Source organism: Brevundimonas pondensis (assembly GCF_017487345.1).
In the GTDB taxonomy this organism is placed as follows: domain Bacteria; phylum Pseudomonadota; class Alphaproteobacteria; order Caulobacterales; family Caulobacteraceae; genus Brevundimonas; species Brevundimonas pondensis.
In genome coordinates this window covers 166502-190296 of the sequence record NZ_CP062006.1, presented here as the reverse complement: position 1 = coordinate 190296, position 23795 = coordinate 166502, and the positions used below count along the sequence as shown (strand labels likewise).

At 66.8% G+C, this 23795-nt stretch carries 32 protein-coding genes; 17 read left to right on the top strand and 15 right to left on the bottom strand.

Annotation, left to right across the window (positions count from 1 at the left end):
• Nucleotides 1-10: 10 nt before the first annotated feature.
• Nucleotides 11-907 (bottom strand): DnaB-like helicase C-terminal domain-containing protein, encoded by an 897-nt coding sequence (locus IFE19_RS01000; protein WP_207824923.1) that lies wholly within the window; start codon nucleotides 905-907, stop codon nucleotides 11-13.
• 107 nt (nucleotides 908-1014) lie between these two features.
• Here IFE19_RS01000 and IFE19_RS00995 point away from each other — a divergent pair, with 107 nt between their 5' ends.
• The gene (locus tag IFE19_RS00995; protein ID WP_207824921.1) at nucleotides 1015-1644 is read left to right on the top strand and encodes a hypothetical protein; all 630 of its coding nucleotides are present in this window, start codon (nucleotides 1015-1017) and stop codon (nucleotides 1642-1644) included.
• Nucleotides 1641-2345, top strand: a complete 705-nt coding sequence (locus tag IFE19_RS00990) for a hypothetical protein (RefSeq protein WP_207824919.1) — start codon at nucleotides 1641-1643, stop codon at nucleotides 2343-2345. The genes IFE19_RS00995 and IFE19_RS00990 overlap by 4 nt, the downstream gene beginning before the upstream one ends.
• Before the next feature lie 525 nt (nucleotides 2346-2870).
• Here IFE19_RS00990 and IFE19_RS00985 read toward each other — a convergent pair.
• The 3 genes from IFE19_RS00985 to IFE19_RS00975 are packed head-to-tail and all read right to left on the bottom strand — an operon-like array spanning nucleotide 2871 to nucleotide 4917.
• A complete protein-coding gene (locus IFE19_RS00985) occupies nucleotides 2871-3941 on the bottom strand; it encodes a GSCFA domain-containing protein (protein ID WP_207824917.1) in 1071 nt (356 codons plus the stop codon).
• The gene (locus IFE19_RS00980; protein ID WP_207824915.1) at nucleotides 3938-4690 is read right to left on the bottom strand and encodes a hypothetical protein; all 753 of its coding nucleotides are present in this window, start codon (nucleotides 4688-4690) and stop codon (nucleotides 3938-3940) included. The genes IFE19_RS00985 and IFE19_RS00980 overlap by 4 nt, the downstream gene beginning before the upstream one ends.
• On the bottom strand, nucleotides 4687-4917 hold the full coding sequence (locus IFE19_RS00975) for a hypothetical protein (RefSeq protein WP_207824913.1): 231 nt from the start codon (nucleotides 4915-4917) through the stop codon (nucleotides 4687-4689). The genes IFE19_RS00980 and IFE19_RS00975 overlap by 4 nt, the downstream gene beginning before the upstream one ends.
• Nucleotides 4918-5092: 175 nt before the next feature.
• On the opposite strand from IFE19_RS00975, the gene IFE19_RS00970 reads away from it, so the two are divergent.
• The 3 genes from IFE19_RS00970 to IFE19_RS00960 all read left to right on the top strand — a co-directional run bounded on the left by IFE19_RS00970 (nucleotide 5093) and on the right by IFE19_RS00960 (nucleotide 6460).
• On the top strand, nucleotides 5093-5413 hold the full coding sequence (locus tag IFE19_RS00970) for a hypothetical protein (RefSeq protein ID WP_207824912.1): 321 nt from the start codon (nucleotides 5093-5095) through the stop codon (nucleotides 5411-5413).
• Nucleotides 5410-5655, top strand: coding sequence for a hypothetical protein (locus tag IFE19_RS00965; protein ID WP_207824909.1), 246 nt, complete (start codon nucleotides 5410-5412; stop codon nucleotides 5653-5655). The genes IFE19_RS00970 and IFE19_RS00965 overlap by 4 nt, the downstream gene beginning before the upstream one ends.
• Nucleotides 5656-5857: 202 nt before the next feature.
• Nucleotides 5858-6460: a glycoside hydrolase family 19 protein gene (locus tag IFE19_RS00960; RefSeq protein ID WP_207824907.1), complete on the top strand. Its 603-nt coding sequence runs from the start codon at nucleotides 5858-5860 to the stop codon at nucleotides 6458-6460.
• On the opposite strand, the gene IFE19_RS00955 is transcribed toward IFE19_RS00960, so the two are convergent.
• Nucleotides 6450-7064, bottom strand: a complete 615-nt coding sequence (locus tag IFE19_RS00955; protein WP_207824906.1) for a hypothetical protein — start codon at nucleotides 7062-7064, stop codon at nucleotides 6450-6452. The two genes, IFE19_RS00960 and IFE19_RS00955, sit on opposite strands and share 11 nt — an antisense overlap.
• 68 nt (nucleotides 7065-7132) lie before the next feature.
• Between IFE19_RS00955 and IFE19_RS00950 the strand changes: the two genes are divergently transcribed.
• Both IFE19_RS00950 and IFE19_RS00945 read left to right on the top strand, forming a co-directional pair.
• Nucleotides 7133-7510 (top strand): hypothetical protein, encoded by a 378-nt coding sequence (locus IFE19_RS00950; RefSeq protein ID WP_207824904.1) that lies wholly within the window; start codon nucleotides 7133-7135, stop codon nucleotides 7508-7510.
• Complete coding sequence (locus IFE19_RS00945) at nucleotides 7458-7715, top strand: hypothetical protein (protein ID WP_207824688.1); 258 nt, start codon at nucleotides 7458-7460, stop codon at nucleotides 7713-7715. Before IFE19_RS00950 ends, IFE19_RS00945 begins: the two co-directional genes overlap by 53 nt.
• A 224-nt stretch (nucleotides 7716-7939) precedes the next feature.
• On the opposite strand, the gene IFE19_RS00940 is transcribed toward IFE19_RS00945, so the two are convergent.
• The 4 genes from IFE19_RS00940 to IFE19_RS00925 form a co-directional block, all read right to left on the bottom strand.
• Nucleotides 7940-8212: a hypothetical protein gene (locus tag IFE19_RS00940; protein ID WP_207824903.1), complete on the bottom strand. Its 273-nt coding sequence runs from the start codon at nucleotides 8210-8212 to the stop codon at nucleotides 7940-7942.
• Nucleotides 8209-8559, bottom strand: coding sequence for a hypothetical protein (locus IFE19_RS00935; protein WP_207824902.1), 351 nt, complete (start codon nucleotides 8557-8559; stop codon nucleotides 8209-8211). Before IFE19_RS00935 ends, IFE19_RS00940 begins: the two co-directional genes overlap by 4 nt.
• Nucleotides 8560-9271: 712 nt before the next feature.
• Complete coding sequence (locus tag IFE19_RS00930; protein ID WP_207824900.1) at nucleotides 9272-9547, bottom strand: hypothetical protein; 276 nt, start codon at nucleotides 9545-9547, stop codon at nucleotides 9272-9274.
• 91 nt (nucleotides 9548-9638) lie between these two features.
• Nucleotides 9639-10160: a hypothetical protein gene (locus tag IFE19_RS00925; RefSeq protein ID WP_207824897.1), complete on the bottom strand. Its 522-nt coding sequence runs from the start codon at nucleotides 10158-10160 to the stop codon at nucleotides 9639-9641.
• Nucleotides 10161-10308: 148 nt separating this feature from the next.
• Here IFE19_RS00925 and IFE19_RS00920 point away from each other — a divergent pair, with 148 nt between their 5' ends.
• Together IFE19_RS00920 and IFE19_RS00915 are read left to right on the top strand one after the other, a co-directional pair.
• Nucleotides 10309-11511: a threonine ammonia-lyase gene (locus IFE19_RS00920; protein WP_207824895.1), complete on the top strand. Its 1203-nt coding sequence runs from the start codon at nucleotides 10309-10311 to the stop codon at nucleotides 11509-11511.
• Nucleotides 11492-12046, top strand: a complete 555-nt coding sequence (locus IFE19_RS00915; RefSeq protein WP_207824893.1) for an FKBP-type peptidyl-prolyl cis-trans isomerase — start codon at nucleotides 11492-11494, stop codon at nucleotides 12044-12046. The genes IFE19_RS00920 and IFE19_RS00915 overlap by 20 nt, the downstream gene beginning before the upstream one ends.
• A 6-nt stretch (nucleotides 12047-12052) precedes the next feature.
• On the opposite strand, the gene IFE19_RS00910 is transcribed toward IFE19_RS00915, so the two are convergent.
• Nucleotides 12053-12658: a TlpA family protein disulfide reductase gene (locus IFE19_RS00910; RefSeq protein ID WP_207824891.1), complete on the bottom strand. Its 606-nt coding sequence runs from the start codon at nucleotides 12656-12658 to the stop codon at nucleotides 12053-12055.
• On the opposite strand from IFE19_RS00910, the gene argH reads away from it, so the two are divergent.
• From argH to lysA, 3 genes are read left to right on the top strand one after another with little or no spacing between them, the layout of a single operon-like run.
• Nucleotides 12657-14060 (top strand): argininosuccinate lyase, encoded by a 1404-nt coding sequence (gene argH, locus IFE19_RS00905; protein WP_207824889.1) that lies wholly within the window; start codon nucleotides 12657-12659, stop codon nucleotides 14058-14060. The genes IFE19_RS00910 and argH overlap by 2 nt on opposite strands.
• Nucleotides 14057-14278 carry an LPS translocon maturation chaperone LptM gene (lptM, locus tag IFE19_RS00900; RefSeq protein ID WP_207824887.1) on the top strand — a complete coding sequence of 74 codons (222 nt, stop codon included), beginning with the start codon at nucleotides 14057-14059 and terminating at the stop codon, nucleotides 14276-14278. The genes argH and lptM overlap by 4 nt, the downstream gene beginning before the upstream one ends.
• A 34-nt stretch (nucleotides 14279-14312) precedes the next feature.
• Entirely contained in the window at nucleotides 14313-15587 is a 1275-nt protein-coding gene (lysA, locus tag IFE19_RS00895; protein ID WP_207824885.1) for a diaminopimelate decarboxylase, read from the top strand.
• A 3-nt stretch (nucleotides 15588-15590) separates the two neighbouring features.
• Here the strand turns inward: lysA and IFE19_RS00890 are convergent, their stop codons facing one another.
• A complete protein-coding gene (locus tag IFE19_RS00890; RefSeq protein WP_207824882.1) occupies nucleotides 15591-16130 on the bottom strand; it encodes a phosphoribosyltransferase in 540 nt (179 codons plus the stop codon).
• Between the two features lie 16 nt (nucleotides 16131-16146).
• Nucleotides 16147-17019, bottom strand: coding sequence for a DUF3426 domain-containing protein (locus IFE19_RS00885; protein ID WP_207824880.1), 873 nt, complete (start codon nucleotides 17017-17019; stop codon nucleotides 16147-16149).
• Nucleotides 17020-17092: 73 nt separating this feature from the next.
• Here IFE19_RS00885 and IFE19_RS00880 point away from each other — a divergent pair, with 73 nt between their 5' ends.
• The 5 genes from IFE19_RS00880 to IFE19_RS00860 are packed head-to-tail and all read left to right on the top strand — an operon-like array spanning nucleotide 17093 to nucleotide 20905.
• Nucleotides 17093-17818, top strand: a complete 726-nt coding sequence (locus tag IFE19_RS00880; protein ID WP_207824879.1) for a cell division ATP-binding protein FtsE — start codon at nucleotides 17093-17095, stop codon at nucleotides 17816-17818.
• Complete coding sequence (locus tag IFE19_RS00875) at nucleotides 17815-18696, top strand: cell division protein FtsX (protein ID WP_207824876.1); 882 nt, start codon at nucleotides 17815-17817, stop codon at nucleotides 18694-18696. Before IFE19_RS00880 ends, IFE19_RS00875 begins: the two co-directional genes overlap by 4 nt.
• Nucleotides 18697-18705: 9 nt before the next feature.
• The gene (locus tag IFE19_RS00870; RefSeq protein WP_207824875.1) at nucleotides 18706-19353 is read left to right on the top strand and encodes a YdcF family protein; all 648 of its coding nucleotides are present in this window, start codon (nucleotides 18706-18708) and stop codon (nucleotides 19351-19353) included.
• Nucleotides 19350-20063 carry a lysophospholipid acyltransferase family protein gene (locus IFE19_RS00865; RefSeq protein WP_207824871.1) on the top strand — a complete coding sequence of 238 codons (714 nt, stop codon included), beginning with the start codon at nucleotides 19350-19352 and terminating at the stop codon, nucleotides 20061-20063. The genes IFE19_RS00870 and IFE19_RS00865 overlap by 4 nt, the downstream gene beginning before the upstream one ends.
• 53 nt (nucleotides 20064-20116) lie before the next feature.
• On the top strand, nucleotides 20117-20905 hold the full coding sequence (locus IFE19_RS00860; protein WP_207824869.1) for a MipA/OmpV family protein: 789 nt from the start codon (nucleotides 20117-20119) through the stop codon (nucleotides 20903-20905).
• 5 nt (nucleotides 20906-20910) lie between these two features.
• Here the strand turns inward: IFE19_RS00860 and hisC are convergent, their stop codons facing one another.
• Genes hisC through IFE19_RS00845 form a run of 3 tightly spaced genes read right to left on the bottom strand, consistent with a single transcriptional unit; the run spans nucleotide 20911 to nucleotide 23780 of the window.
• Nucleotides 20911-22011: a histidinol-phosphate transaminase gene (hisC, locus tag IFE19_RS00855; protein WP_207824867.1), complete on the bottom strand. Its 1101-nt coding sequence runs from the start codon at nucleotides 22009-22011 to the stop codon at nucleotides 20911-20913.
• A gap of 24 nt (nucleotides 22012-22035) precedes the next feature.
• The gene (locus IFE19_RS00850) at nucleotides 22036-22716 is read right to left on the bottom strand and encodes a hypothetical protein (RefSeq protein ID WP_207824865.1); all 681 of its coding nucleotides are present in this window, start codon (nucleotides 22714-22716) and stop codon (nucleotides 22036-22038) included.
• Nucleotides 22716-23780, bottom strand: coding sequence for a DUF2125 domain-containing protein (locus IFE19_RS00845; protein WP_207824862.1), 1065 nt, complete (start codon nucleotides 23778-23780; stop codon nucleotides 22716-22718). Before IFE19_RS00845 ends, IFE19_RS00850 begins: the two co-directional genes overlap by 1 nt.
• Nucleotides 23781-23795: the final 15 nt, after the last annotated feature.

The following is a 23795-nucleotide window of genomic DNA, read 5'->3' as shown; positions in this document are numbered from 1 at the left end:
ATCGGCGTCGTCATTGGCGCTCTCGGGCGCAGGCTGCGCCGGAAGGCTGTCGCTCGGCAAGATCAGGATGTCGCCGGTCGCCCGCTCGATGCGGACATAGAAGGGCACGTTGGCGGGCGTCCTCAACCACGGCGCCGGAGTCTTTCACGCTCGACAGGGTCGGGCGCTTGTCCTTGGACGGGCCTTGATCGACGGTGCGGTTCAGTTGCGACAGGATCACCACCGGGACGCCCAGGCGCTTGGCCATGGCGTTCAGGTCATTCGATACGTCTCTGGTCTCTGCGGTCACGTTGCCGCGCCGCTCCTGCGAGGGCTTCACCTTGCCGATGTGGTCTACGATGACCGGGCCGGGCCTAATGCCCTGGCGCTTCCACACCCTATGCAGGCGCACCACCGCCGCCTGGATCTGGGCGACGGTCAGGTTCGGGCGCATGTCATAGGAGATCGGCCAGCGCCGGATGGTCGCCCGCGCTTCGTTTAGGCGCTCCCACTCGTGGGGCTTCAGGTCACCGGCGATGGCGCGGTCGATTGTGATGTTGGACGTCACGCCGCCATACGCCGCGGCGGTTCGGTCATAGACGACGTCGCAGGCCATCCGCATGGCCATCGGCACCTCGGACATCTCCAGGGAGAAGTACGCCACCCCCAGGCCGACGGAGGCGCAGCCCTTCGCGACCTGCATCCCGGCCACGGTCTTGCCCATTCCGGTCCAGCCGGCGATGACCGTCACCTCGCCCGCGTTCAGGCCACGCAGCTTCTCGTCCACCGACTGGAGACCGATCGGATAGTTGACGGCGCCGTCACGGGCCCGGGCGATGGCGATGGCCTGGTCGAGCATGTCGCCCGCGTCGATCCATGCCGTCTCGATGCTGCTGGTCTCGGCGATCTCCGCGCTCTCGCGCTCCATGTCGCCCAGGATTTCGTCGCCCGAAGCATCAGAAGTGTCTCGGGCGCGCTCGGCGGCCTTGCGGGCGGTGGCTTCGATGGCCCGCCATCGACACCTACGCCAAGTCGGTGACCGGTCAGGCCGAGGACGTGCTGTGCGTCATGGCTCAGCCGGGTTGGGCCGGGAACTATGAAGCGACCGACTATCCCTGGGCCGATCTGGCCATGCTGGAGCTGTCGGAGGCCGATCCGAACTTCGTCCTGGCCTGCCCGGCCTATTTCCTGCCGAAGTCGTCGGACACGCCGCACTACAACGCGCAGGGCAACAAGATCCGCGGCGCCTATTACGGGCTGGCGATGAAGCGGAAGGTGGTGGACCGGCAGGCGTTCGCGCCGCTGAAGCCGCTGTCGATCCGCCGTCAGGGCAAGCTGCTGACCGTCCGGTTCAACCCGGTCGGCGCGCTGAAGATCGACACCATGGCGTTCGCCTCTGTCGCCAGCGCCGGGTTCAGCCTGGTCACGGCGGCCGGGGCGGCCATCGCCATCGACCGCGTGAACGTGACGGGGCGGGACACCGTCACCATCACCGCCGCGACGGCCCCGGCAGCCGGGGCCAAGCTGCGCTACGGCTTCGCCGCGACTGGCGTCGGCGGGGGCAACCTGAGGGACAGCCAGGGCGATGTGATCGTCTTCGACCCCGCCGGCCTGAACCATCCCATGCACAACTGGTGCGCCCTGTTCGAAAAGGTGCTGTCGTGACCGCTCTTCGCTCTCCTTCGGCCGCCTTCGCCCGGCCGGTCAGCGCCATCCTGAACCCCAACCGCGACGGCATGGTAGGTGAGTTCGTGTTCGGCGGCGACGCGGCGGCCTCGCGTCGCAATCTGGCGCAGCGCGGCAAGCTAGCGACCGTCAACGGCGCGCCGACGTGGAGCCCCAACTGGGCACGGTTCACCAACACCTCGGGCCAAAACATGGACACGGGCGTTGCGTCCTCCATGCGCGATATGACCGTGGTCGCTGTCATGCGCAGCATCGGCGGCGTCGGCGAGGCGGTGATGAGCAACGGAACGCCCCTGGCGGGGTTCATCCTGGCGCACGCCAACCACGAGTGGCGGTTCAACAACAGCCTGAACGCCAACCCGCCCGAGGCCGCGAGCGTCTCGCTCACATCCGGCGAGACCGACTTTCGCTGCGGCTTCGGCTGGGGCGCGTTCGGAACGGTTTCGAACCTGTCCGTCGGCGCGGCCGGAACCGGCTTCGGCTCCAACTCAGGCAGTCAAGCCAATGGCGGGAGCCGCGGGGGCCAGAACTTCATCGTCGCCCCAGATCTCGGTGTTGGCGGCCTGACGTTCGATATCGCCTACCTGGCCATCTATGATCGCATGCTGACCGACCGCGAGCGGCTGGAAATCTACCAGAGCCTGCGCACCGGCCTTTCGGGCCGCGTCGCCATTCTCTGACGAACCCGGTTCGTCACCTATCCAGCCGCTTGGACCGCAATAGCAGCTCATCTCCACTGAAGCCGTTTCCCAAAGGCATGACGATCACCGGCAACAAGGCGTCATCAAACGATGGCGCTTCGGCCGTTCCAATGTTCGGTCCAGACGAGCTGACCTTGATGAGCTACATCGCCGTCGAAATGGGTGTTCGGGTTCGCCTGGAGAAAAACGACCGCGTTCGGTTCAATGTCTATCAGGATCGAGAAGGCGCTTTGGACTTCATAGTTAGCTCGTGCTCCCTTCGATACGTCCCCTAGGGCCGCGGCAAAAAGATACTAGGTTCCTGCCTTATTGAGCCAATCAGGCATCTCGTCTTTGGCGGCCTTGATGCGCTCGCTAACGATCTTCTCGGCCGCGTTCCAATAGCTGTGACAAAATCGGGTACAGTTCCCGTCGGCATATGGTCCTGTCAGGGCAGAACAAACCGAACCACAACACAGGCGTTGGGCCTCGACATCTACCTCTTCCTCAAAATGTTTCAGGTGGTCAGGTGTCAAGTTTTTCCTCGTCGCACAGCGCCTCAGCAATTTTGCTGGAGCGCTCGATAAAATCCTCAGGCTGAGGAACGTCCTTTTGAGATGCGGGCGTAGCCGCCGCTACTCCAGTCGCGTGGCGTAGGAAAGTCCGCATAACGTGCAAGACGCCCTCCTCCGTCACATTGCGGAGGTCGGGGGCGTAGTAGGCTCCTCGCGATGCCATGCTGGTGATGATCTCGAAGGATGGGAAGTAATGCACGTTCCGATGCTGCTTGGTCAGCATTTCTGCTACGACCCGCAACACCGATTTGGAGTATGTGGTGGCGGAAAGAACGTGCTGGTCAGGTTCAGCTGTCGCAGCCAGCGGGACCGGAGATACGGTGAGTATCACCTTGGCGGCCGGATTTAGAAGACGCAGGTGATCAAGGAAGGCGTTCATGTCACCCAGGACGTCGTCGACGCCGTAATTAATGAAGGCATACAGATCGGGATTGAAGGTGCCGCCTTCGACACCAGGCGCGATCGGGTAGGCCGCGCCATCCGCCTTTGAAACCCACCCCTCAGTCAAGCCGAGGGTAAAGACGAAGACATCTAAATTGGCGAACATTTCGCGCACCATGCGCAAATGCTGATCGCGGTCAGCCAGCATTTCTCCTTCGGATATATAGCCTCCCGGCTGGGTCGAGGGCCTGAACGGGTCAATGAAGGAGCCGTCGCCCGCGACCCACACATCATCACTCGGAGTGAATGATCCTACAGCTCGTTGGATCAACTGAAGGAGTTGTCGGGCAGTGTAGATGTTCCCGTATCGTGCGGAAAAAAGGCCGTAATTCTGAGCCGCAGCGACGTCGAACGGAATGAGGGGATGAGCTTGTTCAGCTACATAATAACAGAAACCGCTGGCTTTCAGATGGCGGGCAATATGTTGAGCAAAGCAACTTCCAGCCGTAGCGACTTTGGTCTCGGGGTGGATCTTCAAATCAAAGCGTCCAACCGGGTCAATCTCTCCGGGTGCTACCGATCCGACCGAACGCTTCCAAAAGGCCTTGTCAGGAAGGTTCTTGTAGGGATGAACGCTCATGCGATTGGCTTTCTAGGCAACACCATGTCGAGCAAGTTGAGGACCATTTCCCCATATTCCTTATTCGCGTGGGTGGCGTCCTTGCCGTAAAATTCGGGCGCCAGGAAACCGACCGCAGTTAGAGCTTTGGCAGGTGGAGCAATTACGTCAATCTTGAGAGGCGCAAATATCTCGCGCATCATACGTACCTGAACGGCCCATAGCTTTAGACGCACGATAGCTGGGGTGACCCCAGCTTCTTCTATGCCATTATCGCGAAACAAGCTTTCAGATTTGGTTCTGACAAACTCATCGTCTTCCTTTGGCGGCGGTGGAGCAAGTACGAAGACGCGACCTGGTCCTGACTTGCGGTACATCTTCAAAAGCTCGACGTCACGAACACCCAAGAGCTTCCGGAAGGTAGCTTCCATAGTGCGCTGCGGAATTATGCAGGCTCCTGGGAGAAGGTCTTCGGTGGGAACGTCAGGTTCGTAAAAATCGAAGGGCTCAGGATGCTGGATCATCCCGAACGCGTTGAACTGATTGCCACCTATTGTAGAAACCAGAACCGCGTTCCTGGCCGCCCCTTGGAACATTGAGACGCCTTCAGCGTGAGTAATGCCTTCGATGATCGTTTCACCCTTGGCAGCTTGATACCGACTAACAAAAACTTGGCGGTCGGCAACGAGACCGCCACGGGTTTTGAACGCCCGGGCTATCGCCGTAGTGTGGCTATCGCCTAAAATAAAAAGCTCAGGTCTATCAATCATTTGATCCGAAGAGCCTTAAAGAGACGGCGAATTGGATACCGAAGACGGGCGGATCGTTCCTTCTGACCGACCAACCGAATACGTTCGCTTAGCGCGATTTCCGTCTTTTTCTCCAAGGTCCGCATGTGCTTCTCGCTGCCAGGCACGCCGACCAGGTCGAACATTCGATTTCTAAGGGCGCTTTCTTTGGCCTTCAGGCGCGCAATTCGTTCGTCAATCTCGGTCATTCATCGGCTCTAGCTGCCGATCCCCCCAAGCTCAAGTTTCGCATTCTTTCCGGACCATCGAGCGGCCGCAGGTCTACCGAGGCCTTCGCAACGGCCTCGCGGGCCGCGTGACCATCCTCTGACGAACCCGGTTCCAGCCAGGTTCTCAACTACATCCTAAAATCGGAGGGGGCGCATGACGCCATCTATCTGGCTCGCTCTTGCGAGCCTGTGCGCCGGTCTGTTCGTTCAGGTCGCAGTCTTCGCCTTCATGCTGGGACGGTTGTCGCAGCGGGTGACGACGCTGGAACGCGACGGCTCCGCGCTGCAGGGCATTCGTGACGCCGTGACCAAGCTGACCGTGCAGATGGACACGGCCCAGGGCGACATCAGTCACATCAGCCGGGACGTCAGCGGTCTGCAACGGTCCCTTTCGAACATCGTGACGGATCGCGCGAGCAAGGCGCTGGAACTGCCGTCGCCGCCACGTCAACGCCGCAGGGGGACGCCGTCATGAGCCGCAAACCGCCCCGCTGGTGGCCGCAGGTGATCAACCTGCCGCGCACCACGACGATCCTCGCTCTGGGCTTCCTCGCCGGGAACCTGCTTTTCCTGCCGGTGATCGCCTGGTTGGGGGACATGGTCGCCGAGCGCTACGCCGACGCCGTCATGCTGGTGGCGTCCATGTTCAAGGACGGGATGCTGCTGATCCTGGGCTTCTACTTCGGGCGCAACCAATCGAGCGAGAGCGGCGGCTAACTGCCGAAGGCGATCCACCCCAAGACGCCGAAGAGGGCCAAGCACAACAGGGTCAGGACAATCTCCAATGTCCGACCAGTGCGTCTACTTGGCCTTCTCGCCACGTCCTGCCTCCATCTAAAGAACGTTAGTATTCCGCCGCGCTACGCGGTTGTCCAGCAGCAGCGGCCGACCTCCCCCACAATCTGAACTGGAGAACACCATGCTCGACGAACGTCGACTGCAAGCGAACCTGCGCGTGCCCGTTGACGGCATCATCGGCGCCGGAACCCTGACAGCCCTGTTCGCGAAGATGGGCGCCGCGCCTGCCATCGCGGCCGAACTGGGCCTTGCCGCCAACGTCCACTTCCGGACCTACGGCATTCTCGATACCGGCCTTCGCCTGGCGCACTTCATGGGCCAGTGCAGCCATGAGAGCGGGGGCTTCCGCTACATGGAGGAGATCGCCAGCGGCGCCGCCTATGAGGGCCGTGCGGATCTCGGCAACACCCAACCGGGCGACGGGCGGCGATACAAGGGCCGCGGGCCTATCCAACTGACGGGCCGCAGCAACGCGCGCTTCTACGGCCGAAAGTGTGGAATCGACTTTGAGACCCGTCCAGACCTGATGGCAGTGCCGTCGATCGGCATCCTGACGGCCTGTATGTACTGGGATCAGAAAGGCCTCAATGCCTACGCTGACCGCGATGAGGGGACAGCCATCGGCAACGGAATCAACCGAGGCAATCCAAAGAGCGACAAGCAGCCGAACGGTGCAGCCGACCGCATCGAAAGGACGGCACTTGCGAAGAAGATCATCCTCTAGAGCGGATCACCGCAGCCGCTTGGGCGAACGTGTGCTGCCTGCGGACTATCAGGTGATAGGTCGCTTGATAGTCTAGCCCCGCATTTTCGGCGGCCTCGGGCAAGCTGATCAGGCCGCCATCCACTTCGACCATGTGGACATTGCGCTTGTTGCGGTTCTGGGCCTTGCGGTCTGCCCACCGGCAGTTTTCCGGCTCGTAGTCCCCATTCGTGTCGATCCTGTCGATCGTCATTCCTTTGGGGCACTCGCCCATATCGGCGAGGAAGGCTGAGAAGTCATCCCTCCAGCGCTCGCACATACCGATGCCTCGACCGCCATAGTCGGGATACGACTTGTCGGCTGTGCTGTAGCAGCGCGCCTTCGCATGGCTCCATGCTTTCAACGTCGGTGAGGTGCGCCCTCCGGACGTGTGGCCGTGCGTAAGGTTCTTCGCCTTGGAAACCTCACGTCGAAGGCATCCGCAGCTCTTCGTCAGACCGCGCTCAACGTTGCGCCGGAACGCGACGAAGTCCGAACCACAATCGCAGCGATAGCGCCACTTCTCGCCAACCACCTGCGCAACTGCGACCAGCCGTCCAAACCGCTCATCAGGAGATGTTGTCATGCCCGATAGTTTACCCGACCGCGAACTCTGTAACAAGCTCCAGACCGCCAGGGCAAGGGGCTGATCCTGTGATCGCGACCCTCAAGGCCTTCGACACGTCTGCCAAGGTCATCTTCGGCCTGTTGGTCCTGGGCGTCATTCTGAGCCTCGCCATGGCCGTCTTCACCATGCGCAGCGCCCGCCACGAAGCCCGCAAGGCCGAAGCGGGCCAGACCTTCGCTGAAGCGCGCACCGGCGCCGCTCAGGACGCCAGCGCCGTACGCGACCGCGCCGACACCCGAAACGACCAGATCACCAACGCCGTCCAGGAAGGAACCGCCGATGTCCGTCAGGCCCCTGATCGCTCTGCTGCTACTCTCGCCGCTCGCCGCGGCGTGTGCCGGATCAACCCAGGTGCTGGGACCGACTGTCGGCTGCTCCTCGCTGATCCCAAGCGGGTGGACTGAGCCTGTTCCGTCCGCCGCCCTGCCGCCGGCCGACGCCGTCGAGGCCGACTGGCAGGTGTTTGGGATCGAGCAGACCGGTCAACTCGCCCGCGCCAACGGACGCACGGCGGACGTGGTGGAGATCGTGACGTCCTGCGAGGCGCGGGATGCGGCGGCGGTCAGGCGAATAGAGCGGCCGTGGTGGGCTAAACTCTGGCCGGGCTAGGGGTATCGGTCTGAACGACCCCCTTCCAGCGTCGAGCCCTCAGGCTCCGCTATTCAGGCCCGCTCCGGTTCGCCGGGGCGGGCTTTCTTGCATTTGGAACCAAACCGGTGCCGCGTTGTTGAACGCTTGCAGACAGGCAGGGCTGGCCGCTTTGCTGTCTGTGTAGTCCCTGGGAGGGGACTAAGCGCCCCCGTCGTCCCTAAGCCGGCGGGGGCGTCTCGATTTTAGATCTTGGATGTCAGATCGCGATACGGCGAGCCTCGGTCGCCCGCCTCGGCGCGGGTCAGCACCTTCGTTTCGAACAGGGATGAAACCACGACCTTCACGCCGCGATGCCGGATGCCCTTGTCGAGCGTCTTGGCGGTTCGTTCAATCTGATAGAGCGTCTCGCACCAGTCGGTGCTGTTGGCCTCGATCAGCCCGGGCAGTAGGTCGGGATTGTCGCCTGCAGCGGCGGCCATAGCGTCAATGGCGGCGGTCAGTTCGTCGGGGGTCATGTTCGACCGTCTATCTGAGTCGCCGCTGCCCTGCGCTGTTTCAGGGCACTTCTCCGCGTTTCGATGGTCTTGGTCTGGAACAGCCAGTCGCTGTGGGTCTGAAACTTCGCCTGGCCTTCCGGGGTCATCAGCCATTCGGCCCGCATGCCCCGGTGAGCCTGAAAGCGGATCATCCCCTTACAGTCGCCGTTTGTGCAGAGCGGCAGGTGGTCGAGCATGGGGTAGCCCACCCCCCTCTCACGCGCGATGCGCTGAAGGTCCACCTCCCCGAAGTCCCTGCACCACTGACATGATCGGGTGACGCGGACGCCGCCCTCGATCAGGCCGCCGACAGTCTTGGGGGTCATTGCAGCTGGACGCCCCGCCGCCGCTCCAGCCCGGCCTGCATCATAGACGATCGACCACTACGGCGGCGCGCCAGCCGACAAGTTGGAGAGCGAGGCGGCACGGCTTCAGATTTTTCTGGCACCAGTTAACCGTTTGAAATCGCTAAGCGCCTCAAAGGGGCGTTTTTCCAGCAGCGCCTTGATCGGTTAAGCGAATACGCCGCTTCCCAAGCTGAATGTCGCGGGTTCGATTCCCGCCGGCCGCTCCAGCCTTTTCTCACAGAGCACAGCCATGACGGCAGGCCTGCGCTTCGGCGGCGACTCCGGTCGGGCGGAACGCTGGGGGGCGTGCAATTCCGCAGTGAGGTCGTCGCGCCGAAGCGCCTGTTGAACAAGGCGCCTGCGCGCCCGTCCCGGCCCGCCCGATGAAGCGTCGATCCCGCTAGGGCGGTGGTGGCGACCGACGTCTCAGGGTCCTGTTCGATCGACATGCGAAGCGGCCTGAGGCTTCGAGTATCGATGAAATAATCAAATGATACAGTCTCACGCCCTTATCCGGACAGACGCGGGCGCTTCAGAAATTCTGACCAAGACTTGTATATTGGCAGACCCTGGCACAGGTCATTTACATTTCATCATCGAGACAGTCATGCGCGTTTCTCGCCCGACCCGACAATGACGAGCAAGGAGATTGCATTAACGCGTCGCAGTCATGCGAACGACGTCGCCAGACCTAGGTGGCGGGCGTAACCGGCGCCGGGCCCGTTGTCTGAACACCAGCAGCGGGCGCGCCAACCTTCTCGGCCGGAGCTGTCTGGCCGACCAGGATCGGCCCCAGCGCAAAGGCTGCGGCGGCCGCGCCTGCGGAAAGGGCAAGAACGGCGACGACGACATAGGCTAGGGCCGAGCCGGTCCTGCGGCGACGGATGCCGCCGGTCTTGACCCCGCGAATGATCACGAACGGGCGTTGGCTGAAGGCTTCGGAGCCGATGATATTATGCTGGGACAAGAACGCGCTCCCCGACTGTCCAGGAATGGATCAGTTCAAAAGTGCGTTCCGATAAGGCCAAAGGATGGCGAACGCCGATCCCCTGGTCGGTTCAACTTCCGAGGGTGACGCTGATCATCCGCCCGCCGCGCGTCTGGACGCGCTTCATCACCACCATGATGTCGTCCCCGGCCTTGACCGGCGAGATCAGGAACCAGCTGCCGTCGGGCAGGCCGGTGAAACGGAAGGCGTCATTGGCGCAGGCCTGGGCGCGTTCAAAGGAACGGTAGTCGGCGCCCTGTTCACCGGCCGAGCGGGCGCGCACCACGGCAGCGGGCACAGCCGCGCGCTCGGTCGAGCCATAGAGACGCTGCATCCGGGCGCGGGTGTAGCCGGTATCGGGGATCAGGCCGACATTGCCGACGCAATGAAAGCTCTTTCCGTCCTGGACGAAGGCGACACGCCCCTCGATCGAGGCCTGGCCCGCGCGGGTCGACCAGGCGAAGGCGTCTGCGCTGAACTCGGTCGAGTCGCCGCCGGTCACGCCCCCCATCGGAGTGGTGGCGCAGGCGCCAAGGGCCAATCCGGCCGCAACAATGGCGGCGAGGGCGAAGGAAGGGCGACGGATCGACATGGAGGCTGCTCCCGGAACGCGTTTCAAGCGTCACCGGCATGACCCCCTATGACGCGGCGAGTCAAGGTTGCCCGGCGTCGCGGCCTGCGCCACAAGAGCGCCGGAGACCGGGCGCAGAGACCGGCCGAGAAACGAGTTCAGGGGCTTCATGACCGTCACCATCGACGACATCCGCGCGGCGCAGTCACGCATCGCCGGCCAGGTCGACCGCACGCCTGTCCGCTATTCCCGCCGCCTGTCGCAACTGACCGGCGCGGAAATCTGGATCAAGTTCGACAACCTGCACTTCACCGGCAGCTTCAAGGAGCGCGGCGCCCTGAACCGGCTGCTGCAGCTGACGCCGGATGAAATGAAGCGCGGCGTCGTCGCCGCCTCGGCGGGCAACCACGCCCAGGCCCTGGCCTATCACGGCGGCCGTCTGGGCGTGCCCGTGACCATCGTCATGCCCGAGGGCACCCCCTTCGTGAAAGTGGACGGCACGCGCGCCCACGGCGCCAATGTCGTCATCCACGGCCTCGATTTCTCCGGCTCGACCGAGGAGGCCAAGCGCCTTCAGGCCGAGCACGGCTATGTCTTCGTCTCGGCCTTCGACGACGAGGGGATTGTCGCAGGCCAAGGCGTCTGCGGCCTAGAATTCGTCGAGGACGCGCCCGATCTGGACGCCCTGATCATCCCCATTGGCGGCGGCGGGCTGATCGCCGGCAGCGCCATCGCCGCCAAGGCGATGAAGCCCGACATCAAGATCTATGGCGTCGAGGCGGCCCGTTATCCCTCCTTCACCGCCCGTCGTCGCGGCGAGCCGGCCAGGTGCAGCGGCCAGACCATCGCCGAGGGCATCGCCATCAAGGCCGTGGGCGAAATCCCCTTCGCCCTGGCCGACGGCCTGATCGACGAGGTCTTCGTCTGCGAGGAAGCCGACTTCGAGAAGGGCGTGGCCCTGCTGGCGACCTTGGAGAAGACGGTGGCCGAGGGCGCCGGGGCCGGCGGTCTGGCCGCCATCCTGGCCAACCCGGAACGCTTCAAGGGCATGAAGGTCGGCGTCGAGCTGACCGGCGGCAATATCGACGCCCGCATGCTGGCGGTGGTGCTGAACCGCGAAATGGTTCGCGAGAAGCGCCTGATCGTCTATCGCATCCTGGGCGACGACCGCCCCGGCATGCTGTCGGCCATGGCCGCCGTGATCGGCGGCCTGGGCGGCAACATCATCGATGTCGTGCATAACCGGCTGGCGCTGGACGTGCCGGCCAAGGGAGCGGAGTTCGACATCATGGTCGAGACCCGCGACGCCCGTCATGCCGAGGAAATCGGCGAAGCGCTTAAGGAACGCGGCTATGAACTTCGCATGGGCTGAACGCCCCTTTGGGCCCGCACTGATCGCGGTCTCCGCCGCCGCCCTGCTGGCTGTGAGCGCCTGTAACCGCCAGCCCGCCGTGTCAGGCGCGGATCTGGCGAAGAACGCCGAGGCCGCCGCCGCCTTCATGAAGACCAATGCCACGGCGGAGGGAGTCCAGACCCTGCCGTCAGGCCTGCAGTACAAGGTGGTCGCCAGCGGCCCGGCGGGCGGGGTTCATCCCGACCGCAACGATCTGGCGCGCGTCGACTATGAAGGCAGCCTGACCGACGGCACCGTCTTCGACAGCTCGTTCAAGCGCGGCGCCCCCGCTGTCTTCAGCCCCGAACAGGTCGTACCCGGCTGGACCGAAGCCCTGCAACTGATGAAGCCCGGCGACGAATGGCTGCTCTACGTCCCGCCTGAGCTGGGCTATGGCGAGGCGGGCGGACCGCCGCTGATCCCCGGCAACGCCGTCCTGGTCTTCCGACTGAAGCTGCTGGACGTGGCTCCGGTGCCGGGCGGCGGGCGCGGCGTAGGCGCAGCGGACGTCTGACGGTCGTCACCGTTCGGCCAGCAAGGCCTCAACCAGAGCCTTGGCCTCATCGCTCGCCCAATCGGCCTCGCCGGTCAGGACCGCGCGGACATTGCCCTGACGATCCAGCAGGATCGTCTGGGGCATGGCCCCCTTGCCGGGAAACTCGAACGGCAGCTGGAATTTCGGATCGGCGTAATAGGCCAGAGGCGGGTGGTCGGCGATGAAGGCGCGGGCCTCGGGCACGGCCTTGTCCACGTCCATGCTGATGGTCACCACGGCCACGTCGTCGCGGCCCTTGTAGTGCTCGGCCAGCGCCGCCAGAGTCGGCATCTCGATCTTGCAGGGCGCGCACCAGGTGGCCCACAGGTTGACCACCGCCACCTTGCCCTTGAAGGCGCTGAAACGGACATCGCGGCCCTCGGCGTCCTTGAAGACGTAGTCGGGCGCGAGCGTGGGGGCGGGCGTCAGCAGCTTGGACAGCGAGCCCTTGGCGTAAACCGCCAGCGACGAAGGCGCGGACTCTTTGCCCCCGCCGTCGCGATTGGCGTATAGCATCGCCGCGCCGCCGATCACGCCGATCAGCAGCACCGCCGTCGCCACGCCCGCCAAAGTCCGTTTAGAGCCGCTCATGTCCGACACGCCTTCCAACACCCCTCAGGGTCAGTCTCTATGGGGCGGACGCTTCAGCGCCAAGCCCGCCGACATCATGCAGGCCATCAACGTCTCCATCGGCGTCGACAAACGCCTGTGGGCGCAGGATCTGGCCGGGTCGCGGGCGCATTGCCGCATGCTGGCCCAGCAGGGCATCATCCAGCAGGCCGACGCCGAGGCCATCCTGGGCGGGCTGGACGCCATCGAGGGCGAGATCAGGGGCGGGACCTTCCCCTTCCGTGACGCCTATGAAGACATCCACATGAACGTCGAGGCCCGCCTGTCCGAGCTGATCGGCGAGCCGTCGGGGCGTCTGCACACGGCGCGCAGCCGCAACGACCAGGTGGCGACGGACTTCCGCCTGTGGGTGCGCGACGCCTGCGACCGCACCGTGGCGCAGCTGAAGGCGCTGCAAGCCGCCCTGCTGGACCGCGCCGAGCAGCACGCGGGCGACCTGATGCCCGGCTTCACTCACCTGCAGACGGCCCAGCCGGTGACCTTCGGCCACCACCTGATGGCCTATGTCGAGATGTTCGGCCGCGACGCCAGCCGCTTTGCCGACGCCCGCACCCGGATGAACGAGAACCCGCTGGGCGCCGCGGCCCTGGCCGGCTCGCCCTTCCCCATCGACCGCCACATGACCGCCAAGGCGCTCGGCTTCGACCGTCCGATGGCCAATTCGCTGGACGCCGTGTCCGACCGCGACTTCGCCCTGGAAAGCCTGGCCGCCGCCTCGATCGCGGCGGGCCACCTGTCGCGTCTGGCCGAGGAGATCGTGGTCTGGATGACGCCGATGTTCGGCTTCGCCTCCCTGCCCGATGACCTGACCACCGGCTCGTCGATCATGCCGCAGAAGCGCAACCCCGACGCCGCCGAGCTGGTGCGCGCCAAGACGGGCCGCATCAACGGCGCCCTGATCGCCCTGACCACGGTGATGAAGGGCCTGCCCCTGGCCTATTCCAAGGACATGCAGGAGGACAAGCCGCCGGTGTTCGAGGCCTTCGACGCCCTCGATCTGGCCCTGACGGCCATGACCGCCATGGTCGCCGCCATCATCCCCAACACGCCGCGCATGGCCGCCGCCGCCGGGGCCGGCTTCTCGACCGCCACCGATCTGGCCGACTGGCTGGTGCGCGAGCTGAACCTGCCCTTCCGCCAGGCGCACCACGTCACCGGCGCCGCCGTGAAGCGGGCCGAGGCGCTCGGCGTCGGTCTGGGCGAATTGCCGCTGACCGAGCTGCAGGCTCTGGATGGCCGGATCACCGAAGGCGTGTATGAAGTCCTGACGCCCGAAGCCTCCTGCGCCAGCCGCCAGAGCTTCGGCGGCACGGCGCCGGAACAGGTCCGCGCCCGCATCGCCGACTGGAGAAGCCGCCTGTGAAAAAGACCCTGATCCTCGCGGGCGCCGCCGCCCTCCTTCTCTCGGGCTGCGGCCGCATGGCCGATCTGGAAGCGCCCGGCGCCGTCCAGACCGAGCGCGCGCCGCGCGACCGGAACGCCAAATCCCTGCCTGAGCCGGCGACCGTGAACCGCCCGAACAGCCAGAACCCCATCGACAGCGGCGCCTCGGACCCGTTCGGCCGCACGCCGCCGCTCTGATCGGCCTTCTTCCTCCAGACTGGACTCCCCGCCGGTGCATTATTTCGACCTGAAGGACGGCGTCCTGCACGCCGAGGGCGTCTCGCTGGAGACGCTGGCGGCGGAGGTCGGCACCCCGACCTATGTCTATTCCTCGGCCACCCTGCGTCGTCACTATGGTCTGCTGCGCGACGCCTGCGACGCCCACAAGGACGCGCTCGGCGAGGCTCTGATCGCCTTCGCGGTCAAGGCCAACTCCAACCTGTCGGTGCTGGCGACCCTGGCGCAGATGGGCTGCGGCGCCGACACCGTGTCCGAGGGCGAGATCCGTCGGGCGCTAGCGGCGGGCGTCCCGGGCGAGCGCATCATCTTCTCCGGCGTGGGCAAGACCGACGCCGAACTGGCCTTCGCCATCGACGTCGGCGTGCGTCAGATCAACGTCGAGTCCTCGGCGGAGCTGGAGCGGCTGATCCTCGTGGCGGCCGAGAAGTCGGTTTCCCCGGCCATCGCCATCCGCGTCAATCCCAAGATCGGCGCCGGCGGCCACGCCAAGATCACCACCGGCGGCGCGGGCGACAAGTTCGGCGTGCCGGTCGAGGAGGCCCTGTCCCTCTACGCCCGCGCCTCCGCCTCGCCGCACGTCACGCCCGTGGGCCTGGCTTGCCACATCGGCAGCCAGATCACCGACCTGACGCCGCTGGAAAACGCCTTCCGCGTCCTGCGCCAGATGACCGAAACCCTGCGCGCCGACGGCTACAGCGTCACCCGCCTCGACCTCGGCGGCGGCCTGGGCGTGCCCTATTACGGCGACGCGGAAACCGCCTCGCCCGTCGACTATGTGGCCATGGCCGCGCGGGTGCTGGACGGTCTGAACGTCGAGGCGGCCTTCGAGCCGGGCCGGCTGATGGCCGCCAACGCCGGCGTGCTGTTGAGCCGGGTCATTCAGGTCAATGAGCGCACCGACGGCCGCCGCTTCCTGGTGCTCGACGCGGCGATGAACGACCTGATGCGTCCCGCCCTCTATGACGCCTTCCACGACCTGAAGCCCGTGCGGCCGCGCGCAGGCGAGATGCGCCCCTACGACGTGGTCGGCCCCGTCTGCGAGACCGGCGACACCTTCGCCCGCGACCGCGACCTGCCGCCGCTCGAGGCGGGCGATCTGGTGGTCTTCATGAGCGCGGGCGCCTATGGGGCCGTCATGAGCGGGGAGTACAACACCCGCCCCCTGGCCGCCGAGGTTCTGGTCGACGGTGAGCGCAGCGCGGTCATCCGCCCACGCCCGACCTATGAGCAGATGTTCGCGCGCGAGCCGATGGCGGACTGGCTCTAGGCCTCAGTCCAGCGCGCAGATGTCCGGCAGGCCGCGCATCCCGCCCCTGTGGTCCAGGCCGTAGCCGACGAGGAAGCGGTTGGGGGCCTCCCAGCCGACGAAGTCGGGTTCGGGCGCGCGCGCCTCGGGCCAGGGCTTGCGGGCGAAGACGCAGGTCAGGACTTCCGACGCTCCGGCTTCCTTCGTGATGCGAACGGCCTCGGCCAGCGACAGGCCGGTGTCGAAGACGTCGTCCAGGATCAGCACCCGCTTGCCCGCGATGGGCCGCTGATAGGGCGCATAGACGTCGATCTTGCCGCGACTGGTCTTCTCGTCGCCATAGGAGGCCAGCCATAGGGCGTCGAAACGGACGTGGCGGCCTTCGCGCGACAGGGCGCGGGTCAGGTCGGCCCCGAACCACAGCCCGCCGGTCAGCAGGACAGCGGCCACCGTCTCGTCGTCGATGACGGGGGCGATGCGCCGCGCGAGGTCGGCGACGATCGCCTCGATCTCGGCTTGCGGCAGAAGAACAGTCGGGGCGGGCGTCGGGTCGTGATCAGCCATGCCCGGCGGATAGACCCTAGGCGGGGCTGCTGTCGAGAGGCTGGGCGTCCACAGGCGTCAGATCATAGGCCGTGGCGCGACGCAGACCTTCTTCCGGGGCGGGCGGAGGGGCGCGACGCGCGGGGCGGGCGGCAGCCTGCTCAATGCGCGGCGCGGGGATCGGGGCGGCATGGGCGGTCTTCTTCGGCTCCATGACGAAGTCAACGCCGACGCCGGACGCCTTGCGTTCCGGATCAGGAATGACGACAGCGAAGCCCTGGACCTTGCCGGGCAGGACCGGCGCGGTTTCCAAACGCACGACCCGGTGCGCCAGTTCGTCCCCTGCCGCATTGAGAAGGGCCACGCGCACGGGCGGCGCCACAACCTCATTGTCGCGGATATTGCGCAGCGCACCTGAAACCACGACCTTGCCAGGGTCATGCGAGGCGGTCCTGGCGCCCACGGCTTCGAATTCGAGACCGGCCAGATTCACCGGCGCCCTGACCAGGTTGTAGATCGCCGCCGCCCGGGGCCAGGCCTGGACGATCTGAAGACGGAAGACGAAGGCCGCTGCCACCAGCGAAACGACAACAACCGTCAAAACCGCCCAGGCCGCGCCCTGGGCCGCGGCACGGCGCATCTTGCGTTGCTGTTCCGCCTTGGCCCGGAAGGCGCGCGGCAGTTCGGGGGCGGGCGTTTCGGCCAGGCTGTCGGGCGTCTCGTCGCGCTTGCCGAAGCCGGCGTGTTCAACGGCAGGCTCCTCGGCGGCGGACAGCTCCAGGGGCTCGTCCTCCAGGGTCGCGCGCCAGTCATGGCCACAGGACTTGCAGCGCACGCGGCGTCCGTTCGGACCGATCGCCTCATCGGACACAAAATAGCTGGTGGCGCAGGCGGGGCAGGTCAGTATCATGTCAGCTGACTGCGAGGCTCGACGCCCCCTCCTGTCGAGGCGCCCGCAACGCCCCGGTCCAATACGAAACCTGATGCCAAACTCGACCCGACGCGCCGCCGACCCTGATTCCGCGCCCGACACCGTCCGCCTGCGGGGCGTGGGTTTCGGCTATGCGGACAGGCCCGACGTCCTGCGCGACGTTAACCTTAGTCTGCCGCAGGGCTCTTTCCACTTCCTTACCGGACCCTCCGGCGCGGGCAAATCGTCGCTTTTGCGGCTGCTAACCTTGGCCGAACGGCCGCAGACGGGGCGAATCAGCCTGTTCGGACGCGAGGTCACCGACTTGCCGCGCGGCGGCGTGCCTGCCTTCAGACGGCGGATGGGGGTGGTGTTTCAGGATTTCCGCCTGCTGGACCACCTATCGGCCTTTGACAACGCCGCCCTGCCCCTGACCCTGGCGGGCGGCAAGCGCGCGGACCATGCCGCCGACGTGGCCGAGATGCTGCGCTGGGTCGGCCTGGGCGACCGCATGGACGCCCTGCCCCCCGCCCTATCCGGCGGCGAGAAACAGCGCCTGGCCATCGCCCGCGCCGTCATCACCCGTCCCCGCCTGATCCTGGCCGACGAACCGACCGGCAGCGTCGACCGCCCCATGGGCGAGAAGCTGATGCGGCTGTTCCAGTCGCTGAACAAGCTGGGCGCCACCGTCCTGATCGCCAGCCACGACGAAGCTCTGGCCCAGCGGGTCGGCGCCGCCGTCCTGCATCTGGAGAACGGCCATCTGAGCCAAGCCGCTCCGGCGGGGGAGGCCGCATGATCCGCGCCCTGTTCCGACCCGGCCCCGGCCTGCTGTCGCGCGAGGCGGGCGGCGAGCGCTGGCTGATGGTGGTGGTCGCCGTCCTATGCTTCCTCGCCTCCATCACCGCCGTCGGGGCCCTGGCCGCCGACCGGGCCGCGCACGGCTGGGCGCGTCAGCTGCGGGCCGAGGCCACGGTCCAGGTGCGCCCGCGCGTGGACGAGACCGGCCCCACCGCCGCCGCCCGCGCCGCCGAGACCCTGGCCGGGGTCAAGGGCGTGGCCGAGGCCGAGGCCATGGACCGCAAGGCGGCGGAGCGCCTGCTGCGACCCTGGGTCGGCGAGGCCGCCCTGCCCGACCTGCCCCTGCCCTATCTGGTCACGGTGCGGCTGGACCCGAACAACCCGGCCAGCGCCCCCACGCTCAGCCGCGCCCTGGCCGAGGCCGGACTGGACGCGTCTGTCGACGACCACAGCCTGTGGCGCGGCGAGGTCGAGCGCTCGGCCGGGGTCATCACGGCCCTGGCAGGCGCCGCCTTCCTGCTGATCGCGGCCGCGACGGCGGCGGTCATCGCCTACGCCACCCGCGCCGGCATGGCGGCCCAGGCCTCGGTGATCGAGACCCTGAGCCTGAACGGGGCCTCGGACGGCTATGTCGCGGGCCTGTTCCAGCGCCGCTTCGGCAGGCTGGCGGCCCAGGCAGGGGCCATGGGGGCGGGCGTGGCTGCTTTGATGCTGGGCCTGCTGCGGCTGATCGGCGGCGAGGGCGGACTGACTCCAGCCCTGCCCCTGGCCTTCAGCGATCTGGCCGTTCTGATCGCCTGTCCGATCCTGGCCTTCGGCGTCGCCATGTTGGCCGCCCGCTTCACGGCGCTGGCGAAGCTGGGCGGTCGTGGCTAGTTAAGCATCATGAAGTTCCTGACGCTGATCGCCGTGGTGGCGCTGATGTGGCTGGTGGGGCTGTTCGCCTTCGCCGAGCGCGTGCGTGGCCTGACGCCGGCGCCCGAACCGGCGCGCGCCGACGCCATCGTCGCCCTGACCGGCCCCTCGGCCGAGCGCGTCAACGCGGCCATTCGCCTGCTGGAGCAGGACAAGGGCCGCCGGGTGCTGATCTCTGGCGTCAATCGCGACGTGCGTCGCAAGGAACTGCGCGCCCTGACCCCGGGCTCGACCAAGCTGTTCAACTGCTGCGTCGATCTGGGCTTCGAGGCCGAGAACACCGTCGGCAACGCCCAGGAGATCGCCGCCTGGGCGCGGGCCAAGGGCTATGACGATCTGATCGTCGTCACGTCCGACTACCATATGCCGCGCAGCCTGCTGGAGATCCGCGGCGCCGCGCCGGGGGTCCGCTTGACACCCTACGCCGTCTCGACGCCATCGCTGGACAACTCGCGCTGGTGGCGCGCCGCTGTCACAGCCCGGCGCATGACGTTGGAATACATGAAATACCTGGCCGTGCTGGGCCGCGAGGGGATGCATCGCCTGACGGGCAATCATCCTGAACGTCCCGCCGCCGACGACGCCGTCGCCCAAGGCGAACCCAAGGCCCGAGAATGACTGTGCTGCGCTCGCTGATCTTCACCCTATGGCTCTATCTGTCGATGGTGATCTTCGCCGTCGGCCTGTCGCCGGCGCTGCTGATGCCGCACCGCGCGGCCATGGGGGTCATCAAGCTGTGGGCGCGCTTCGTCCTGTTCGGGCTGCGCTGGATCGCCGGCGTTCGCGTCGAGTTTCGCGGATTGGAGCACCGGCCGACCGGCGCCGCTCTGATCGCCGCCAAGCACCAGGGCATGCTGGACGTGGTGGCGCCTTTCGCCATCCTCGACGACCCTTGCTTCGTCCTGAAAAAGGAGCTGATGCCCCTGCCCTTCTTCGGCTGGTTCGCCTGGAAGACAAAGATGATCGCCGTCGATCGCTCGGCCCACTCCAAGGCGCTGAAGGACATGGTGCGCCAGACCCGCGCCCGTCTGGCCGACGATCGCCAGATCCTGATCTTCCCGGAGGGCACCCGCACGACGCCGGGAGAGCCCGCCGACTACAAGCCGGGTGTGGCCGCGATCTATCGCGACGTGAACGCGCCCTGCTGGCCTATCGCCACTAATTCCGGCGCCCACTGGCCGGCGCACGGTTTCAAGCGCTACCCGGGCGTGGTCGTCTTCGAGTTCCTGCCGCCCATTCCGGCGGGTCTGAAGCGCGCCGAGTTCATGGCCGAACTGGAAAGCCGGATCGAAACCGCCTCCACCGCCTTGCTCACGCCCAAAACCTAGGCTGTTGCATCCCGCAGCCGGGCCTCCCCGCCCGGCGCTCGTCTGGATGCTTCATGAAACTGCACGCCCTCGTCTTCGCGACCGCCCTGTTCGCCCTGCCCGCGGCCTCCGCCCTGGCGCAGGCCCAGCCCTATGAGCAGGTCGAGGCCCCGACGACGTGGAAGGTGGATATCGGCGGCGGCGTCGTGCGTGGCTTCAGCGCCACCGGCGCCAAGAGCGATCAGTTCAACTTCACCGCCTGGGGCTCGGCTTCTTACCGCGACGTGGTCTACGCCAACGGCCTGGACGGCCTGGGCTGGAACGCGATCAGGCGCGACGACTTCCACGCCGGGGTGCAACTGCGTCCGCGTTTCGCCGCGGGCGACATCGAGGGCTCGACCCTGGATCGCCCCGACCTGGGAGCCGACGCCGCCCTCTACGCCTACAAGCGCCTGCCAGGGAATGTGGTGGTCGGCGGCCGCGTCCAGCACGACGTCACCGGCGACGATGCAGGCACGGAAGTCATGGCCTCCGTCGGCCATCAGCGCGTGACTCGCGTCGGCCTGCTGCAGGTCATGGCCTATGGCCGCGCCTTCGACGATGCGCGAGCCAAGCGCTATTTCGGCATCGCTCCGGACGCCGTTCCGGGCAGCGGCTTCAGCGACTATGAGCCGTCCGGCGGCGCAGCGGGCGCGGGCGCAGCCGCCCTGCTGGCCATCCCGATCGGCGACCGCTTCGGCATGGGCGCCTTCGTCAACTACGAACAGCGCCTGGGCGACATCAAGGACAGCCCCCTGCTGAAGGACGACCACGTCTGGCGCGCGGGCCTGATCGGGGTCGTCCGTTTCAACAGCGGGCAATAGTCAGATCAGCTGGCGGCGAACTCGCTGAGGGCGTCGATCACGGCGCGGTTCTGGTCTTCCGTGCCGATGGTGATGCGCAGGCAGTCGGGCAGGCCGTAGCCGCCGACCGGACGCACGATGATGCCTTTGGAGTTCAGATAATCGCTGGCGGCGGCGGCGTTGCGCTTCTCATCGGCGAAACGGACCAGGACGAAGTTGCCCGCCGAGGGGAAGACCTCAAAGCCGAAGCCGCGGATGGCCTGGGTCATGCGCGGGCGCCAGTCCAGCACCAGATCGCGCGAGGCCTTCTGGTGCGCCTCGTCACCGAGCGCAGCCGTGGCGGCGTCGAGCCCCGGCACCGAGACGTTGAACGGCAGGCGGATGCGATCCGCCGCCTGTTCGATGGCCAGCGGCGCGTAGCCGAAGCCGATGCGCAGGCCGCCTAGGCCGTGGATCTTCGAGAAGGTGCGGGTGACGACGATGTTCGACGCCTCGCGGGCCAGACCGAAGCTGGTCTCCCACTCCGGCTCGACCACGAACTCGGCATAGGCCTCGTCCACCACCAGGATGACGTGGGCCGGCAGGGCGGCGTGCAGACGGCGGATCTCCTCGCCCGAGTTCCAGCTGCCGGTCGGGTTGGACGGGTTGGAGACATAGACGATCTTCGTCCGCTCATCGACCTGTTCGAGGATGGCCTCGACCTCGGCCTTCATGTTCGGCTCGGCCGCCAGCTTGACCTCGGCGCCGCAGGCCTTGGCCGAGATGCGGTAGGCCAGGAAGCCGTACTGGCCGGTGACGATGTTGTCGCCCGCGCTCAAGTAGGTCTGGTTCAGCAGGGCGAAGACCTCGTCCGAGCCGTTGCCGAAGATCAGGCGCTCGGGCTCCAGACCGTGATGGGCGGCCACCGCCTCGCGCAGCTTGGTGGCGCGGCCGTCGGGATAGACATGGATGTTCTTCAGGGCGGCGGCATAGGCCTCGCGCGCCTTCTGACCGGCGCCCAGGGCGTTCTCGTTCGACGACAGCTTCATCGGCTCGGCGAAGCCGGCGATGGCGCCCTTGCCGCCCACATAGGGGGCGATGTCGAGGATGCCGGGCTTGGGGGCGGGCGCGGTGTTCGCGTCGGTCATGGGCGTCATCCTCGAAATGCGTGGTCAGTAAACGGGCGCGGCGCCGATGACGCCGCTCATCTGGCCGGGGGCGTTGCTCAACCGCCCGTCCTCAGCCTGCACATAGCCTGTCAGGACGAACAGCTTCAAGCCGCCCCCCGCCGTCAGGGGCGCGGCGATCAGGCCGGCCTCGCCCAGGGCCGCCACGATACGGGCGTCGGACGCGGGGCTATCTGTGACCCAGAAGGTGCGGTCGTCGCCGGTCGGGCCGGGGGCCTCGGTCGAGACCAGCAGGGCGCGGGGCGTCCCGGCGGCGTCGTCCGGCAGGGCGGCGATGACCTTGAGCATGGGCAAGGCCAGCAGTTTGCCCCACCAGGGTCGGGCGCTGAGATCGATCAGGGCGCGGCCCCCTTGCCGGGCCGTGGCCAGCGCCTGATCCGGCTCGGCGACCGGACGGCCGATCAGGCCCCAGCGGTCGGCGGCCAGCGCCTGCGACAGCGGCCCGCAGGTGGCCAGAGCCGGGCCGGTCGCCGCCTCGATGCGGCCCAACACGGCACGCAGGGCCGGACGCTCCGACGCCGGAATGTCGCGCAGCAGCGCACGCAGGGCAATGGCGTCGGCGTCGGCGGCACCGCGCGCCCCGGCGGCCAGACGCGCCCGCGCCGCCGCGATCAGGGCGCGGTCCAGCGCCAGCCGCTCAAGGTCTTCCGGCGGTTCGACCAGCATCAGAACAGCTGCGGCGCCGGGGCCAGGGCGAAGGGGCCCAGATAGGTGCGCCCGCCCTTGAAGTTCAGCACCAGATCGACCGCCTGGCCCTGTTCACCCATCCCGCCCTGCGGCGCGGCGGCGGCGGCGCGGGCGGCGGCGGCGCGATCCACCGAACCGCCCTGCTGGGCGCCGGCCAGACCGACGATGGCGGCCAGAGGCTTCTCGGCGCGCAGGAAGACCTCGCCCTCCAGACGCCCCTTGTCGTCGGCCGACAGGGCCGGGCTGGACAGGAAGGTCTTGCTCTCGCCCGCGCCCAGTTCACCCTTCATCTCGACAAAGCGCCCGCCGGCGGCGGTCCAGGCCGACAGCAGGCCCTTGGCGTCCGCGCCCTTCAGCGCGCCGGCCTTCTCGATCACAGCCTCGACCTGGGCGTTCAGCCTCCCGGACTGGGTCAGGCCCTCGACCGGGCCATTGGGGCGGCCCTCGCCGTCGACCAGACGGAACAGGACGTCGACGTCGTCCGTCGGGGCGTTCGACCCGGCCACGTGCGGCCGCATGTAGAACTGGACCAAACCCGCCTTGGCCAGGGGGAAGGGTTCGGCGTCAGGCAAGGCGGTGAAGACCGGCTTGGACAACTCGACCGCCACATTGGGCCAACGCTGGGTCAGGCCGTGGACGCTCATGCGAATGGCCTCGGCGCGCACCGCCGTCTTGCCCTTGGCGCCGCGCGTCATGACCAGACCGTCGGGCGCGATGATCACCCACTTGGTCGGGTTGTAGGCATTGGCCTCGGCCACGATCTCGGGTGCAGCCACCGCATGACCGGAGGGCGCGATGACGTCCACATGCTTCATCGCCACCCGCGCCCGCAGCGGCCAGCCGGTCGTGGTCAGGCCTGCATGCTTCACGGTCCAGCCCGACTGCTCCAGCCGGGCGATGCGGCCTTCCAGCTTCTTCTCGATCTGCTGCGTCAGCACGAACCACCAGCCGGTCCAGACGGCCAGGCCGACGAAAACGATGGCGAAGGGGATGATCAGCCCCTTGCGGCTGTGGCGGACGGGTTCAGCTTGAGCGTCGGTCATGGGCTTCGTCTAGCA

Coding starts and splice junctions, on each gene's coding strand:
- IFE19_RS01000 (WP_207824923.1), bottom strand. CDS start 907: ATGGAGCGCGAGAGCGCGGAGATCGCCGAGACCAGCAGCATCGAGACG.
- IFE19_RS00985 (WP_207824917.1), bottom strand. CDS start 3,941: ATGAGCGTTCATCCCTACAAGAACCTTCCTGACAAGGCCTTTTGGAAG.
- IFE19_RS00980 (WP_207824915.1), bottom strand. CDS start 4,690: ATGATTGATAGACCTGAGCTTTTTATTTTAGGCGATAGCCACACTACG.
- IFE19_RS00975 (WP_207824913.1), bottom strand. CDS start 4,917: ATGACCGAGATTGACGAACGAATTGCGCGCCTGAAGGCCAAAGAAAGC.
- IFE19_RS00970 (WP_207824912.1), top strand. CDS start 5,093: ATGACGCCATCTATCTGGCTCGCTCTTGCGAGCCTGTGCGCCGGTCTG.
- IFE19_RS00965 (WP_207824909.1), top strand. CDS start 5,410: ATGAGCCGCAAACCGCCCCGCTGGTGGCCGCAGGTGATCAACCTGCCG.
- IFE19_RS00960 (WP_207824907.1), top strand. CDS start 5,858: ATGCTCGACGAACGTCGACTGCAAGCGAACCTGCGCGTGCCCGTTGAC.
- IFE19_RS00955 (WP_207824906.1), bottom strand. CDS start 7,064: ATGACAACATCTCCTGATGAGCGGTTTGGACGGCTGGTCGCAGTTGCG.
- IFE19_RS00940 (WP_207824903.1), bottom strand. CDS start 8,212: ATGACCCCCGACGAACTGACCGCCGCCATTGACGCTATGGCCGCCGCT.
- IFE19_RS00935 (WP_207824902.1), bottom strand. CDS start 8,559: ATGACCCCCAAGACTGTCGGCGGCCTGATCGAGGGCGGCGTCCGCGTC.
- IFE19_RS00925 (WP_207824897.1), bottom strand. CDS start 10,160: ATGTCGATCCGTCGCCCTTCCTTCGCCCTCGCCGCCATTGTTGCGGCC.
- IFE19_RS00920 (WP_207824895.1), top strand. CDS start 10,309: ATGACCGTCACCATCGACGACATCCGCGCGGCGCAGTCACGCATCGCC.
- IFE19_RS00915 (WP_207824893.1), top strand. CDS start 11,492: ATGAACTTCGCATGGGCTGAACGCCCCTTTGGGCCCGCACTGATCGCG.
- argH (WP_207824889.1), top strand. CDS start 12,657: ATGTCCGACACGCCTTCCAACACCCCTCAGGGTCAGTCTCTATGGGGC.
- IFE19_RS00910 (WP_207824891.1), bottom strand. CDS start 12,658: ATGAGCGGCTCTAAACGGACTTTGGCGGGCGTGGCGACGGCGGTGCTG.
- IFE19_RS00890 (WP_207824882.1), bottom strand. CDS start 16,130: ATGGCTGATCACGACCCGACGCCCGCCCCGACTGTTCTTCTGCCGCAA.
- IFE19_RS00885 (WP_207824880.1), bottom strand. CDS start 17,019: ATGATACTGACCTGCCCCGCCTGCGCCACCAGCTATTTTGTGTCCGAT.
- IFE19_RS00880 (WP_207824879.1), top strand. CDS start 17,093: ATGCCAAACTCGACCCGACGCGCCGCCGACCCTGATTCCGCGCCCGAC.
- IFE19_RS00875 (WP_207824876.1), top strand. CDS start 17,815: ATGATCCGCGCCCTGTTCCGACCCGGCCCCGGCCTGCTGTCGCGCGAG.
- IFE19_RS00870 (WP_207824875.1), top strand. CDS start 18,706: ATGAAGTTCCTGACGCTGATCGCCGTGGTGGCGCTGATGTGGCTGGTG.
- IFE19_RS00865 (WP_207824871.1), top strand. CDS start 19,350: ATGACTGTGCTGCGCTCGCTGATCTTCACCCTATGGCTCTATCTGTCG.
- IFE19_RS00860 (WP_207824869.1), top strand. CDS start 20,117: ATGAAACTGCACGCCCTCGTCTTCGCGACCGCCCTGTTCGCCCTGCCC.
- hisC (WP_207824867.1), bottom strand. CDS start 22,011: ATGACCGACGCGAACACCGCGCCCGCCCCCAAGCCCGGCATCCTCGAC.
- IFE19_RS00850 (WP_207824865.1), bottom strand. CDS start 22,716: ATGCTGGTCGAACCGCCGGAAGACCTTGAGCGGCTGGCGCTGGACCGC.
- IFE19_RS00845 (WP_207824862.1), bottom strand. CDS start 23,780: ATGACCGACGCTCAAGCTGAACCCGTCCGCCACAGCCGCAAGGGGCTG.